The following is a 13,703-nucleotide window of genomic DNA, read 5'->3' on the forward strand; positions in this document are numbered from 1 at the left end:
ATCGGCATGAAGTCCGGCTTCCAAGCGAACCACTTCATTGAATCATGAGATATACGCGCCGGTTTTGCTCCGATACTCCAACTCAAGCGCCCGAATGAGCTTTTGGCCTGATGCGCAATCCGAAAGCGCATAGCTACTGATAATAGAGATCATATTCCGCAACACTATAGGGCTTTCGATACGAGATGCGATTAGCCGAAAGCGCTCTATCGATCGTTGGTGCCTCTTGTGTCCAAACATATCTTGGAAGCATGCCAAGAATAGGTGGAGCGCCACAAAGCGATCCCAACGCCTTCTTCCCTCAGATGGCTTCAAACCGCTAATCAAATTCAGAAGTGCTGCGTTGTGAGGGTTATCAAGGAACCAATGCATTTCTGCAGATTGCCGATCTCTATCCGCTAGCTTTGCAAAGCGAGCGCAGATTTCCTTTAAGCTATCTGCATACAGATGGTCATATTCTGACGTTCGATCATATGAAAGCCCTTTGAACAACCCTTCAACGTCACTGAGTATCCACCGAAATACCGCAACAAAGTTCAGGAACTCAAAGTCACTGCTGTCTGCATTGCGCGCATCAAGGGCTACCGCCTCTCGCTCAATCTTATATACTACCTCGTAGAAGCACATCAGGCGCTGCACAGTTGATACAAAGTAGTATCCTGAGTTGCTACTTGGATGTCCAACTACCAGCCATTCTTTGTCGTAGTTACCTGATAGATTTTCGAGGCGTCCATCCATCTTCTCCGCAGTATCGAGCAAAACTCCATGGTACTTTCCTAGAGCCTCCTTGATCTTCCTCTTCTGCTCAAATCTATATGAAACGTCAGCGCTTCTCCAAACTTCGGCCCATTTCAGAAGAAATGAAACAGCCACAGTAACAACGGTTGAAACTACTGCTGGAAGAAGAAGATCAGTGCTGAGATTAAAGAAGCTGGTTGGCTCTTGCATCGAACACCTCAAATAACATCCACGGCATCACTTTGACATGGTTCAAGAATTTGACCGTTACGAAATCATCAATTTTGAAACCTATCAAGTGCGAACCGACCCGATTCGCCCCTCAAGGTTAACGCCCCACCACCCACCCGAGAGTATGTACGGAAGCCATACGCTTTCCATACGCCCTCCATACCCCCATCCAGCCCGAAATCCCCCGGATTAACCCAGCGTTCCCAACCTCTTACCGGAGTCCCTTGCGGCCGCCTCAGGCCCGCCCCGCCGCCGCACTCAGCGTCAAAGGATCAATCCCCATCCCCCGCAGCGCCGCCGACCACTTTCCACCGTCATCCGCCCCGAACAGCACCCCCTCGGGCGCGTCACAGGTCAGCCAGTCGTTCCGCGCGATCTCGGCCTCCAGCTGCCCCGGCCCCCAGCCGGAATATCCCAACGCCAGCAAGGCCTTACCGGGACCACCACCCGAGGCCAAAGCCTCCAGCACATTGATCGTCGCGGTCATCTCCAGGCCCCCCGGCACCTTCATCGTGCCCTCGGCCCCGCCCCGCTCCCAGTCCGACGAGTGCAGGACGAACCCGCGCCCCCGCTCCACCGGCCCGCCGAAATGCACGCTGATCTCGCGGCCCGAGGGTGCCACGGGAATGTTCAGGTGCTCCAGAAGCCCGGAAAAACTAAGTTCTTCCAATGGCTTGTTGACGATCAACCCCATCGCCCCCTCAGCCGAATGGGCGCAAAGCAGCACCACGCTCCTCTCGAACCGGGGGTCAGCCATGCCGGGCATGGCGATCAGGATCTGGCCGGAAAGGTCCATCGGAACCTCCTGTGCAAGTCATTGAAAGATAACGCCCCGCCACGCCGAAACAATGGCGAAAACGTCACGCTCACGACGCTTCGCCGCAAAGTGATTTCCCAACCGCCCGGCTTTACCTATGTTCCCCACATGATCAGATACACCGCGACCCTCGCCCTCCTCGCCGCCCCCGCCCTTGCCACGACGCAGGACGATGTCCTGTCGGCGCAGCTAAGGCCCGGATGGCAAATGGAAAATGGCGCGCACATGGCAGCGGTCGAGATGCAGCTTGCCCCCGGCTGGAAGACCTATTGGCGCAGCCCCGGTGATGCGGGGATTCCGCCGAGCTTCGACTGGTCGGGGTCCGAAAACGTGAAGTCCGTCCGCATCCACTGGCCCGCCCCGAAAGTGTTCGAGTTGAACGGGATGCAGACCATTGGCTATCACGAACATCTTGTTCTGCCAGTGGAAATCACGCCGAGGGACCCCGCGCGACCGGTCCGCCTCTCGGTCGAAGTCGAGCTTGGGGTCTGCGACGACATCTGTCTGCCGGCCAGCCTGTCGCTGACCTCCGACCTTTCCCCGCCGGGCGGACCCGACCCCGAAATCCGTACCGCGCTTTCCAAGCGCGCCGCAACGGCGGGTGAGGCCGGGGTGACCGGCGTCGCCTGCCTGATAGATCCGATCTCTGACGGTCTGCGCGTGACCGCCACGGTCCGGTTGCCAGATCCCGGCCGACCAGAGGTTGTGGCCTTCGAGACCGCCGACCGCGAGGTATGGGTGGCTGAAGCCGTCACCGAACGCCGGGGTGGCGAGCTGATCAGCATGACCGAACTTGTGCCCCCCAGCGGGCAACCCTTCGCGCTGGACCGCTCTGGTATCACCATGACCATCCTTGCCGCCAACGGCGCGGTCGAAGTCATCGGCTGCCCGGCGCCCTGAGCCGTCCGGTTGTGGTGGGGCCACAGGGGCCCTAGTCTTGTGGCATGGGAATCGCCGCAATCATCGCCGAGGATTGGCATGCCGCTCTGGCCGCGCTGGCCTGGCAGGTCGAGGCCGGGGCGGACGAGATCATTCTTGATGCTCCGGTCAACCGGTATGAACTGGCCGCGGAAGCCCCGAAGCCCTTGTCTGCAAAGGCTTCCTCGCCAGCCGCTTTGCCTGCGGCATCCGGTGGGGCAGACCCGGTGGCAGTGGCCAAGGAAGTCGCCGAACAGGCGCAGACTCTGGGCGCTCTGCAGGCGGCGCTGACCGATTTCGATCACTGCGACCTGAAGAAGGGCGCGCGGAATACAGTCTTCTCCGATGGCAACCCGCAGGCCCGCGTCCTGATCCTGGGCGAAGCGCCCGGTGCCGAGGAAGACCGCGAGGGCCGCCCCTTCGTCGGTCGTGCCGGACAGCTTCTGGACCGGATGTTTGCGGCAATCGGCCTGTCGCGCAGCTCGGCGGATGCAGACAGCGCGCTTTACATCACGAATGTCATGCCCTGGCGCCCGCCTGGCAACCGTGACCCCGAACCGGCGGAAATCGCGATGATGCTGCCCTTTGTGGAGCGTCACATCGCCTTGGTCGATCCGAAGGTGATCGTGGTGGTCGGAAATACTCCGCTTTTCGCGCTGACCGGGGCCAAGGGCATCCTGCGGGCGCGTGGCACCTGGACCCAGGCCCTTGGAAAGCCGCTGCTTCCCATGGCCCACCCGGCTTATCTCCTCCGCAATCCTTCGGCCAAACGGGAAGCCTGGGCGGACCTTCTGTCGCTTCGGACAAGGCTGCGCTGATGCTTCCGGTCGACCCCCTGGTCCTGCTGGCCTTCGTTCCCGCCGGCCTTGCGTTGAACCTGACGCCGGGGGCGGACATGATGTTCTGCCTGGGGCAAGGGTTGAAATCCGGTCGCCGGGCAGCGATGGCCGCGAACTTCGGCATTGCCCTGGGCGGCATGGTCCACACCCTGCTGGCCGCCCTTGGTCTTGGTGCGCTGGTCGCGGCGCACCCTTCGGCGTTCGAGGCGATCCGCTGGCTGGGCGTGGGCTATCTTCTCTGGCTTGCGGTCGGCGCCCTGCGCGCTTCGCCCTTTGCCGCCGAGGCGCAGGTTTCGCCGACATCCTCCGCGCGGGCCTTTCTGCAGGGGCTTCTTGTCAACCTCTTGAACCCGAAGGTCATCCTTTTCATCCTGGCCTTTCTGCCGCAGTTCGTGGACCCCTCGCGTGCGATCCTGCCGCAGTTCCTGACTCTGGGCGTCGTGTTCTCGGTCGGCGGCTTGATGGTCAACGGTGCAGTGGCACTCTTTGCGGGTTCCATCGGTCAGCGGATCGCAGGGTCCGCTGCCCTGGCGAAATGGCTCTCGCGTATGAGCGCCACGATTTTCGGCGCACTGGCCCTTCGGCTGGCGCTGATGCCCAGAAACTGAAAGCGAAACCCAAGATGTCCCGGATCGACGACACTCTGCCCTTCCACCCGGTCCGCATCGCCGTCCTGACCGTCAGCGACACCCGAACGCCGGATACGGACAAGTCCGGCGACACGCTGGTCGCCCGGCTGACCGAGGCGGGCCATGTTCTTGCTGACCGGGGGATCGTCCAAGACGACCGCCCCGCCATCGTCGCGCGCCTGAAAGCCTGGATCGCAGACCCGGCGGTAGACGTGATCCTCACCACCGGCGGCACCGGCCTGACTGGCCGCGATGTCAGCGTCGAGGCACACCGCGAGGTCTATGAGAAGGAGATCGAGGCCTTTGGCACCGTATTCACCCTCGTCTCGATGCAGAAGATCGGCACCAGCGCCGTGCAAAGCCGCGCGACGGGGGGGGTGGCGGGGGGCACCTACCTCTTCGCGCTTCCCGGAAGCCCCGGCGCTTGCCGCGACGCTTGGGACGAGATCCTGAAACCCCAGCTCGACAGCCGCCACCGGCCCTGCAACTTCGTCGAGATCATGCCTCGGCTGGAAGAGCATCTGAAGCGGAAGTGACACCTCTTCGTTCGACTTCGTCTCCTCATCGGCAGGACGCCAGCGAGGAGTGACGAAGTCATCGACGAGCCTTTCCCTTGCCGCGCCCCCCGGCCTTTGCGATAGAGGGTTGAAACCGGACAAGGGGACGACCATGGCCTTCCGCGCCCGCCATCTCTTGGGGATCGAACACCTCGCCCCCCTGGAGATCACCACCGTCCTTGACCTGGCGGACCGCTATGTCGACCTGAACCGCCGCACCGTGAAGCAGTCCGACGTGCTGGCGGGGATGACGCAGATCAACCTCTTCTTCGAGAATTCGACGCGTACTCAGTCGTCCTTCGAACTTGCCGGCAAGCGGCTTGGGGCGGATGTGATGAACATGTCGGTTGCCAATTCTTCAGTGAAGAAGGGCGAGACACTGATGGACACCGCAATGACGCTGAACGCGATGCACCCGGACCTGCTGGTCGTCCGCCACGGGGCGTCGGGGGCCGTCAACCTGCTGGCGCAGAAGGTGGATTGCGCGGTCCTGAACGCGGGCGACGGACGGCACGAGCATCCGACGCAGGCGCTCCTCGACGCACTCACCATCCGCCGCGCCAAGGGCCGCATCCAGCGCCTGACGATTGCCATCTGCGGCGACATCGCCCATTCCCGGGTGGCGCGGTCGAACCTGATCCTGCTGGGCAAGATGGAGAACCGCCTCCGCCTGATCGCCCCGCCGACCCTGATGCCCTCGGGCGTCGAGGACTTCGGCTGCGAGCTCTTCGACGACATGCGCGAAGGCCTGAAGGGCGCGGACGTGGTGATGATGCTGCGCCTTCAGAAGGAGCGGATGGACGGCGGCTTCATCCCGTCAGAACGCGAATACTACCACCGCTACGGCCTGGACGCCGAGAAGCTGTCCTACGCCTCGCCCGAGGCCATCGTGATGCACCCCGGCCCGATGAACCGGGGGGTCGAGATCGACGGAGATCTCGCCGACGATATCAACCGGTCGGTGATCCAGGACCAGGTGGAGATGGGCGTCGCGGTGCGGATGGCCTGCATGGACCTGCTGGCGCGGAACCTGCGGGCCGAGCGGGGGCGGAAGATCGTGGGGATGATGGCGTGAGTTCGGAGAGCTTCTACGACGATTATTGGGACGCTTTCAGCTCACTATTCGGCGCATATTCATCCGGTCTCCCCAAAGCTTCCCAACACAACTACTACATCCGATTTCCAAGAAGCGGCTTCGGGTTCCAGCGGAGCGCATTGGCCGTCCGAAGCAAAGGCTACATAGGCGTTGAGTTCATTTGCGAAACAGGAACGGCGGGACAGGCGCGCGCCCGTTTGGATGCCTTACGCGAAGCAACCCCTACGGAAACACTTGCAACATACCCGGGCGAGATCGAATGGTATGGGCCTGCCAGGATGAAGATCGCCAAGGCTTGGGAGACTATTCCTGCGCGGTTGGAAGAACGTGCGGATTGGCCCGCCCAGCACCTCTGGCTTTATGGCAGACTCATGCTGCTTGAGACCATCTTGGGTCCTGTGGCCCGAAGCCTTGAGACAAAGTGAGCAATCCTCCCCTCCCCCTCCGCCCCGGTGAAACCCTCCTCTGGGAGGGCGCCCCCGTCCCCGGCTTCCACCAGCGCCGACTGACGTTCTTCCTGATGCTCTTCGGGCTGCCCTTCCTGATCATCGGCGTTTCCCTCTTCTTCTACAGTCTCCTCCTCTATCCGCAGGCCTCTGACATCCCGGATGGGGGCAACGCGCTCGTCACCACCGCCTTCTCCCTGCCCTTCGCCGCCTTTGGGGCCTTCCTTGTCTTCGGCCCGATCATCGAAGCCCGCACAGCCGCCCGCTACATCCGCTATGCGCTGACCAGCCGGGCGGCCTATGTCATCCGCACGGGACGCTTCCCCAGCCTCAAGGTCTATCCGATCCTGCCGTCCACCGCCGTTGAACTGGAAACTGGAGCACGCGCCAGCACCGTCTGGGTCCATTCCCGACTGGAACGCGACTCGGACGGTGACCTTGGCACCACGAAAGCGGGCTTTGAAAACATCGCCGAGGCTGAGAAGGTGTTCCTCATGATCCGAGATTTGCAAGGCAAAGCCGAATGACCCCCGACCCCGACCGCAAGCCGACCAAGCAAGAGATGCGCCAGGGCGGCATGGTTGCCACCGCCGCCCTTGTCTTCATCGCCGTCTTCACCATCGTCATTGTCTGGATCGCGTGATGGCGCGGATCGAACCCGACAGCATCCACGGCACAGTCACTCCGTTGCAGGATGGCGAAAGGCTGGTGGCCGAATTTCGCGCCGACCGCGCTACCTATTGGCGCGGGCATCTGATCCTGGCGGTGGTCCTTGGGGCGGCTGCAGGGCTTTTCCTGATGTGGCAGGGCAACCCCTACCCCGTCGCCGGTCCCTTCGGCGCGGTGCTCGCCATTGGGGCACGCGCGGCCTACCTCGCGTCCGAGGCGCTGGCCGAGACCTGGCGGCTGACCGACCGTCGCCTCCTCGGCCCCGGCGGCAGGACGATCCCGCGGGCGCAGATAAGGGCGGCCCGGCCCTTCCTGGGGGCGGTGCAGATCACCACCACGACGGGCGACCGGCATCTTATCAAGTATCTGGCTGACCCCGCCGCCACCGCCGCGCGCATCACCGGGGGCCGGAGGTGACCAGACTGACCATCCCCGCCCTGGACCACCTTGGCGTCCGCGTCTTCCAGGTCGTCATGTCGCCCGAAGATCTGCAAGGCGACAAAGCGCGCCTTGTCCCGGTGCTCCTGGGCGACCCCGACCTCGATCCGGCCTACGTCGAAATGTTCGATGTCGCGGACCTCTCGGACATCGGCCTTGCGGGCTACCTGACCGAAGGGCTGGGCGTTCCCGATACCGCCCTGTCCGCCGACCACGCCAAGCTCAAGGCCATCCAGGGCCCCGTCCTGATCCTGTTGTCGAAAGCGCTCCACGGGCGCGAGGTCACGCTCACCCTCGACCCCCGGCTTTCGCTGATCGGCACTTACCGCGAGGACCGTCCGGCAATCCATTTCGAGCCCCTGCCAACTGCCGCTGCCGAAGGTGTCCTCAGCCCTCCGCCCCTGCCCGCCCCGCCGCCACAGCGTCCGATCCTGGCCTTCGTGCTTCTGGGCCTCGCCCTGGCCCTGGTGGCTCTGGCTGCGCTCTGGCTGGCTCTGGTGTGACGCTTACAGTAGACAAGCCCGCCGCGCCGTCGCATATCGGGCCGGACCTTCGGACGGACCGGACATGACCACGATCCAATTCACCAACGCCCGCCTGATCGACCCCGAGGCCGGAACCGACGGCGTCGGCAGTCTGACGGTGAGGGACGGCATGATCCTGGCCCGTGACGAGAAGGCCCCGAAGGGCGCGATGGTCGTCGATTGCGGTGGGAAATGCCTTGCCCCCGGCATCGTCGACCTTGGCGTTAAGATCGGTGAACCCGGTGAGCGGCACCGCGAAAGCTTCGGCTCGGCCGGACATGCGGCGGCGGCGGGCGGTGTCACAACGATCATCGCACGCCCCGACACCCTTCCGGCCATCGACACGCCCGAGACGCTGGAGTTCGTGACCCGCCGTGCCGCCGAGGCCCCGGTCCGCATCCGCCACATGGCCGCCCTGACCAAGGGCCGCGAGGGGCGCGAGATGACCGAGATCGGCTTTCTGCGCGATGCCGGGGCGATTGCCTTTTCCGACGTCTTCCGTGTCTCGACCGAGGCCAAGGCGATCACCCGGGCCATGAGCTATGCAAAGTCGCTGGGTGCGCTGGTCGTGGGCCACCCGCAGGACCCTGGGCTTTCAGTCGGAGCTTCGGCAACCTCGGGCAAGTTCGCCTCGCTGCGCGGCATCCCCGCCGTTTCGCCGATGGCCGAGCGCATGGGGTTGGAGCGGGACCTCGCGCTGGTCGAAATGACCGGGGTCCGCTACCACGCCGACCAGATCACAACGGCAAAGTCGCTTCCCGCGCTGACCAGGGCAAAGTCTTCAGGGCTGGACGTGACGGCGGGGACCTCGATCCATCATCTGACTCTGAACGAATTCGACGTGGGCGACTACCGGACCTTCTTCAAGTTCACGCCCCCGCTGCGGTCGGAACAGGATCGCTTGGCGATGGTCACGGCGGTGGCGGACGGGACGGTCGATATCATCAGTTCGATGCACACCCCGGCCGACGAGGAATCGAAGCGGCTGCCCTTCGAGGATGCTGCCGCAGGCGCCGTCGCGCTGGAAACCTTCCTGCCCGCCGCGATGCGGCTTTTTCATGCCGGCCACCTGGACCTGCCCGCCCTTTTCCGGGCGATGGCGCTGAATCCGGCGAACCGGCTTGGCCTGCCGCAGGGTCGGCTGGCCCTTGGCGCGCCGGGCGACCTTGTCCTTTTCGACCCCGACGCGCCCTTCCTGATGGACCGCTTCAAGCTGCGGTCCAAGTCGAAGAACACTCCGTTTGACGGCGCCCGGATGGAGGGTAAGGTGCTCGCGACCTGGGTCGGCGGGACGCAGGTCTTTGCGGCGGAAGAGTGAGACATGCCTGAGATCGTGACCTCGCAGGGCGTGCTCCTGCTCACCGCCGTGCTGGGCTACCTGCTGGGGTCGATCCCGTTCGGGGTCGTGGTGACGCAGGCGATGGGGCTTGGGGACCTGCGGCAGATCGGGTCGGGGAACATCGGGGCGACCAACGTCCTTCGGACCGGGAACAAGCGGGCCGCACTGGCAACGCTTCTCCTCGACGGCGGCAAAGGGGCCTTGGCCGTGCTGATCGCGCGCTGGCTTGTCGCCGAGGATGCGGCGCAGGTGGCGGGGCTGGCGGCATTTCTGGGGCATCTTTTCCCGGTCTGGCTGGGCTTCAAGGGCGGCAAGGGCGTCGCAACCTTCCTTGGGGTATTGCTGGCGCTGAACTGGATGGTGGGGGCGGCAGTCTGCCTGACCTGGCTTGTGACTGCTGCCGTGGGACGGGTTTCGTCGATCGCCGCGCTGGTCGCGGCGGCAAGCTCGGGGCTGTGGATCATGCTTCTGACCGACGGAAGCCTGCTGTTGCTGTCCCTGGTCCTGACCGTGCTGATCTACGTCCGCCATGCCGAGAATCTGAAGCGTATCAAGGCGGGGACCGAGCCGCGGATCGGCCAGAAGAAGGCCTGAGTGTCCACGCTGGACCCGCGTCTGGCTTGCAGCAAAATCAATGGGTTGCCCGTGGACATTTACCAGGAGGTAACGCTTTTGGGCCCTGCTTGTCGATGACTTCGTGACGCCTCGCGACCGCTTGGCGACGAGCAGACGAAGGCGAACGAGGCGCGTTCTAAAGCGAGGCGGCCGCGTAAAGCGGCCCAACGTCGTGCGCCCAGTCGCCTTCGTAAAGCGCAAGCCACTTGTCCGCCTGCACCCGGCCGGACTTAAGGCTTTCGACCAGCGGAAGAAGCTGTACCTCCTCGCCCAGGCCGCGTGCCACAAGGCCGGCATGGGACAGACCCACTGCGGCGCGCGCAAGGTCGATAAGCTTCACCCCTCCCGCCTCGCCCTGCAAGGCCGAGACCGAGGCGGCGACGCGCAGGCCCTCTCGGGTTTCCGCGTCGAGACCCTTCACCAGATCCCAGGCGGAATCGAGCGCGGTCTGATCATACATCAGCCCGACCCAGAAGGCCGGTAGCGCCGCGATATGTGCCTGATCGCCGCAGTCGGCCCCACGCATCTCGATGAACTTCTTCGCCCGCGCTTCGGGGAAGACGGTGGTCATGTGGTCGGCCCAGTCCGAGAGGGTGGGCTTCTCGCCCGGTAGCGCGGGCAGCCTGCCCGCCAGAAAATCACGGAACGACTGGCCGAGGGCATTGATATACTTGCCGTCGCGGTAGACGAAGTACATCGGCACGTCGAGCACCCAGTCGACATAGGCCTGGAAGCCCATGTCGCGGTCAAAGGCGAAGTGCAGCATGCCCGTCCGGCTGTCGTCCAGCCCGCGCCAGATGCGGCTGCGCCAGCTGCGGTGGTGGTTGGGCTTGCCCTCGAAGAAGGGAGACGAGGCAAAGAGGGCAGTCGCGACGGGCTGCAACGCCAGGGCCACACGCAGCTTCTTCACGAAGTCGGCTTCCGACCCGTAGTCCAGGTTCACCTGCACCGTGCAGGTGCGGTACATCATCTGCGTGCCGTGAGTCCCGACGCGACCCATATAGTCCGTCATCAGCCGGTAGCGGCCCTTGGGCATCACAGGCATCTGGTCATGCGTCCATTCCGGCGCGGCACCGATCCCCATGAAGCGGACCCCCATCGGGTCGGCGATGGCACGGACCTCGTCAAGGTGGTTCTGGAGTTCGGCGCCCACCTCCAGCGTCGATACGAGGGGCGCCCCGGACAGTTCGAACTGGCCGCCGGGTTCCAGGCTGATATTCGCCCCGTTTCGGGTCAGGCCGATCACATTCTCGCCTTCCCGGACCGGCTGCCAGCCAAACCGGGCCTCCAGCGCCGCGAAGATGGCCGAGATCGAGCGGTCGCCTGCATAGGGCAGCGGCGCGCGGGTGTCGGTGAGCCAGCCGAATTTCTCGTGCTCGGCACCGATCCGCCAGTCGGCGGCCGGTTTGCAGCCGTCCTCCATGTAGGATGCCAGTTGGTCGAAGCTTTCGATGGGTCCGCCGCCGGACTGAGGGATGGACATGGAGCTTCGGACCTTCGCTGCTTTGGCTGGCTGCGGCCTTGGGAACCGAGCGGCCCAAGAGGTGTCAAGCGGCGGGGGCCAAGTCAAGGGGGGGTCACGGAAGCGAGCGGTGAGGCCAAAGGCGCGTCCACCGTGGACAAGGTTCCGGCCCCAATGAATTCAACACCTTGCAAGGCCGCATTAAACTTCTGTTAGGATTTGAACAGAAAAGCTGTCGCTTCCGCGCGGCCATTGGCCCGCCTGTCACCGGACCACCACAGCCGGTCCCTTGCGCGCCCAGATCAGGCGGTCGACCTCGGCAAGGGCGATGACGCGACTGTCCGACGGGGCCGCATCCGCGCCAAGCGCCGCGACCAGCGTGGCCATGTCGATACCGGGCAGCGTCGCAAAGGCATCGAACAGCGCCTCGGCCCCGTCGGATTCGACCGGGATATGCAGTAGCTGGCCATCGCCCTGCTTCAGCTTCCAGATCCGGCGGCCACGGAGGGTCAGGAGGCGGATTTCGGCAAGCTCGGGCAGACCCACGAAGCCGCCGACCCGGGGGCCGAAATAGGCGATCTGGGCCTCGGTCACGCGGACGATGCCGGGGGCCTCGCCGTCCTGCTGAAAGCGCAGGCGGCGGAAGGCGGTGAGCGCCCAGCCCGCACCCATGGCCAGGAGTGCAAGGCCAAGCGGCGTGAGGAGATAGCCGCCCTTGCTTGCGGTCCAGGCCCCGAACAGGGCGAGAGCGAAGGCCGCAATCACCTCACGCCAACGATGGGCGGCAGCCAGAAGTTCGGGTCGGATCAGGGACATGCGCAGATGTGGGTCGGGCTGGAGAGGAGGAAGAGGGTGAAGGGTGCAGTTGGTTGGAAGCCGAGGGCGCGGTAGGCCTGGGCCGCGGCGTCCGAGGCGGCAAAGAGCACAGCGCGCGACACCCCTTTCGCGCGGGCCTCGGACAGGTGAAGCGCGACGGCGCGGCGGGCGTAACCCCGGCCCCGCAGGTGTGCCGGAGTATAGACGCCACCGATCTGGACGATCTCCGGCTGGGAGGCGTTGAAGCCGGTCATGGCAACGGGCTTGCCGTTGTGAAGCAGCAGCCGGTGGCTGTCGCGGGTCAGGTAATCGGCGATATCGGCTTCGGCCTTGGCGCGGGCATCAGGGCCGGTGCTGCCCAGCACTTCGCCGATGTAGGTTTCCCGCCAGCCGGTGACCAACGGCAGGTCGCCGGGGACGATGGGCCGCAGGATGGTGCCGGGCAGGTCGGGCTGGGCAAGCCGGGCAAGATCAAGCGCGAAGCCCGGCTCGTCGCGGTCAGTGGCGGTGGCAAGGCGGGTCAGGCCGAGGGCGGCGATCACCGGCCGCGCCGAGGCTGCCGGCCCAACCGCTCCAGTCACCTTCAGGCCCATTAGGGCGGCAGGCAGCCCGGCCAGATCCGGGGCCCCGACCAGCAGCGGCAGGATCATCCCGGCGCGGGTCACGGCAATAAGGCTGTCCCCGATCCGCCAGAGCCGGATGGCATGATCGTGCGGACTGGCGAAACGGCCCCGCACCAGACCATGCGTGCGCAGACTGGTCAGCGGGAACATGGTCTGGTCCAGGTGTGCGGCGAGACGGGCCTCGACTGCGGCGCGGTCCCCGGCCCCCTGTTCGCGGATCATCGCCAGTCCCCGCAGGCGGCTTGCCAGAGCGTAAGGGCCGCAACGGCGGCGGTGTCGGCGCGCAGGATGCGGGGACCGAGGCTGAGGGGGGTGACATGCGGTCTGCCGCGCAGTTTCGCGGCCTCGTCGGCGGAAAAGCCGCCCTCGGGGCCGATCAGGATGGCGGCGGGGCCTTGGGTGGGGGTTATGGTGGCCGGTTGGCCAAGGGCGGTTTCGTCGCACCAGTAGAGCCGTCGGTCCGTCGGCCACTGGGCTAGCAGCCGGTCGAGGTGGTGGAGGTCGGTGACTTCAGGGACATAGGTCGCTCCGCATTGCTCGGCGGCCTCGACGGCGTGGGCCTGCAGGCGATCCTGGCGGATGCGGTCAGAATTGGTGTGGCGGGTCTGGACCGGCAGGATGCGGGCCGCGCCGAGTTCAACTGCCTTTTCGACGATGAAATCGGTGCGGGCCTTCTTTATCGGTGCAAAGAGAAGCCAGAGGTCGGGCGGCAGGTGCAGAGGCCGGGTCTGGGTGTCACAGACGGCGATGGCGCCGCGTTTGCTGGCATCGGTGAGGGTGGCGCGCCATTCCCCATCGCGGCCATTGAAAAGAAGGATGGCGGCCCCGGCGGTCAGGCGCATGACTCCGGTCAGGTAATGCGCCTGGTCGGGCGACAGGCGCACGGCTTGCCCCGGGGCAAGCGGCTGATCTACATAGAGCCTGATCTTCGCATCCATGAGCCCGA

General features: G+C 64.7%; 17 protein-coding genes. 11 read left to right on the forward strand and 6 right to left on the reverse strand.

The genetic code is table 11. The annotated features are described in order from the left end of the window. Nucleotides 1-42: 42 nt before the first annotated feature. Together Q8M85_RS09460 and Q8M85_RS09465 are read right to left on the reverse strand one after the other, a co-directional pair. Nucleotides 43-948 (reverse strand): hypothetical protein, encoded by a 906-nt coding sequence (locus tag Q8M85_RS09460; RefSeq protein ID WP_305543445.1) that lies wholly within the window; start codon nt 946-948, stop codon nt 43-45. Between the two features lie 256 nt (nt 949-1,204). Next, nucleotides 1,205-1,765 carry a YqgE/AlgH family protein gene (locus Q8M85_RS09465; RefSeq protein WP_305543447.1) on the reverse strand — a complete coding sequence of 187 codons (561 nt, stop codon included), beginning with the start codon at nt 1,763-1,765 and terminating at the stop codon, nt 1,205-1,207. A gap of 129 nt (nt 1,766-1,894) precedes the next feature. Here Q8M85_RS09465 and Q8M85_RS09470 point away from each other — a divergent pair, with 129 nt between their 5' ends. From Q8M85_RS09470 to plsY, 11 genes are all read left to right on the forward strand, one after another. Next, on the forward strand, nt 1,895-2,686 hold the full coding sequence (locus Q8M85_RS09470) for a protein-disulfide reductase DsbD domain-containing protein (protein ID WP_305543449.1): 792 nt from the start codon (nt 1,895-1,897) through the stop codon (nt 2,684-2,686). Between the two features lie 44 nt (nt 2,687-2,730). Beyond that, a complete protein-coding gene (locus Q8M85_RS09475) occupies nt 2,731-3,522 on the forward strand; it encodes a uracil-DNA glycosylase family protein (RefSeq protein WP_371135225.1) in 792 nt (263 codons plus the stop codon). Then, a complete protein-coding gene (locus tag Q8M85_RS09480) occupies nt 3,522-4,151 on the forward strand; it encodes a LysE family translocator (RefSeq protein ID WP_305543451.1) in 630 nt (209 codons plus the stop codon). The genes Q8M85_RS09475 and Q8M85_RS09480 overlap by 1 nt, the downstream gene beginning before the upstream one ends. Before the next feature lie 14 nt (nt 4,152-4,165). After that, nucleotides 4,166-4,708, forward strand: coding sequence for a molybdenum cofactor biosynthesis protein B (moaB, locus tag Q8M85_RS09485; RefSeq protein WP_305543454.1), 543 nt, complete (start codon nt 4,166-4,168; stop codon nt 4,706-4,708). Between the two features lie 133 nt (nt 4,709-4,841). Further along, on the forward strand, nt 4,842-5,804 hold the full coding sequence (locus tag Q8M85_RS09490) for an aspartate carbamoyltransferase catalytic subunit (protein WP_305543456.1): 963 nt from the start codon (nt 4,842-4,844) through the stop codon (nt 5,802-5,804). Continuing rightward, on the forward strand, nt 5,801-6,250 hold the full coding sequence (locus Q8M85_RS09495) for a hypothetical protein (protein ID WP_305543459.1): 450 nt from the start codon (nt 5,801-5,803) through the stop codon (nt 6,248-6,250). Before Q8M85_RS09490 ends, Q8M85_RS09495 begins: the two co-directional genes overlap by 4 nt. After that, the gene (locus Q8M85_RS09500) at nt 6,247-6,798 is read left to right on the forward strand and encodes a hypothetical protein (RefSeq protein WP_305543462.1); all 552 of its coding nucleotides are present in this window, start codon (nt 6,247-6,249) and stop codon (nt 6,796-6,798) included. Before Q8M85_RS09495 ends, Q8M85_RS09500 begins: the two co-directional genes overlap by 4 nt. A gap of 115 nt (nt 6,799-6,913) precedes the next feature. After that, nucleotides 6,914-7,357, forward strand: coding sequence for a hypothetical protein (locus Q8M85_RS09505; RefSeq protein WP_305543465.1), 444 nt, complete (start codon nt 6,914-6,916; stop codon nt 7,355-7,357). After that, entirely contained in the window at nt 7,354-7,881 is a 528-nt protein-coding gene (locus Q8M85_RS09510) for a hypothetical protein (protein WP_305543467.1), read from the forward strand. Before Q8M85_RS09505 ends, Q8M85_RS09510 begins: the two co-directional genes overlap by 4 nt. Before the next feature lie 64 nt (nt 7,882-7,945). Then, a complete protein-coding gene (gene pyrC / locus Q8M85_RS09515; protein ID WP_305543470.1) occupies nt 7,946-9,220 on the forward strand; it encodes a dihydroorotase in 1,275 nt (424 codons plus the stop codon). A gap of 3 nt (nt 9,221-9,223) precedes the next feature. After that, nucleotides 9,224-9,835: a glycerol-3-phosphate 1-O-acyltransferase PlsY gene (gene plsY, locus Q8M85_RS09520; protein ID WP_305543472.1), complete on the forward strand. Its 612-nt coding sequence runs from the start codon at nt 9,224-9,226 to the stop codon at nt 9,833-9,835. Between the two features lie 157 nt (nt 9,836-9,992). On the opposite strand, the gene Q8M85_RS09525 is transcribed toward plsY, so the two are convergent. From Q8M85_RS09525 to Q8M85_RS09540, 4 genes are all read right to left on the reverse strand, one after another. Next, nucleotides 9,993-11,339 carry a glutamate--cysteine ligase gene (locus Q8M85_RS09525; protein WP_305543475.1) on the reverse strand — a complete coding sequence of 449 codons (1,347 nt, stop codon included), beginning with the start codon at nt 11,337-11,339 and terminating at the stop codon, nt 9,993-9,995. 243 nt (nt 11,340-11,582) lie between these two features. Further along, a complete protein-coding gene (locus Q8M85_RS09530) occupies nt 11,583-12,134 on the reverse strand; it encodes a hypothetical protein (RefSeq protein WP_305543478.1) in 552 nt (183 codons plus the stop codon). Continuing rightward, the gene (locus tag Q8M85_RS09535) at nt 12,125-12,979 is read right to left on the reverse strand and encodes a GNAT family N-acetyltransferase (protein ID WP_305543480.1); all 855 of its coding nucleotides are present in this window, start codon (nt 12,977-12,979) and stop codon (nt 12,125-12,127) included. Before Q8M85_RS09535 ends, Q8M85_RS09530 begins: the two co-directional genes overlap by 10 nt. Beyond that, nucleotides 12,976-13,695, reverse strand: a complete 720-nt coding sequence (locus Q8M85_RS09540; RefSeq protein WP_305543482.1) for a 16S rRNA (uracil(1498)-N(3))-methyltransferase — start codon at nt 13,693-13,695, stop codon at nt 12,976-12,978. The genes Q8M85_RS09535 and Q8M85_RS09540 overlap by 4 nt, the downstream gene beginning before the upstream one ends. Nucleotides 13,696-13,703: the final 8 nt, after the last annotated feature.

It is taken from the genome of Tabrizicola sp. (assembly GCF_030694085.1).
Classification (GTDB): domain Bacteria; phylum Pseudomonadota; class Alphaproteobacteria; order Rhodobacterales; family Rhodobacteraceae; genus Tabrizicola.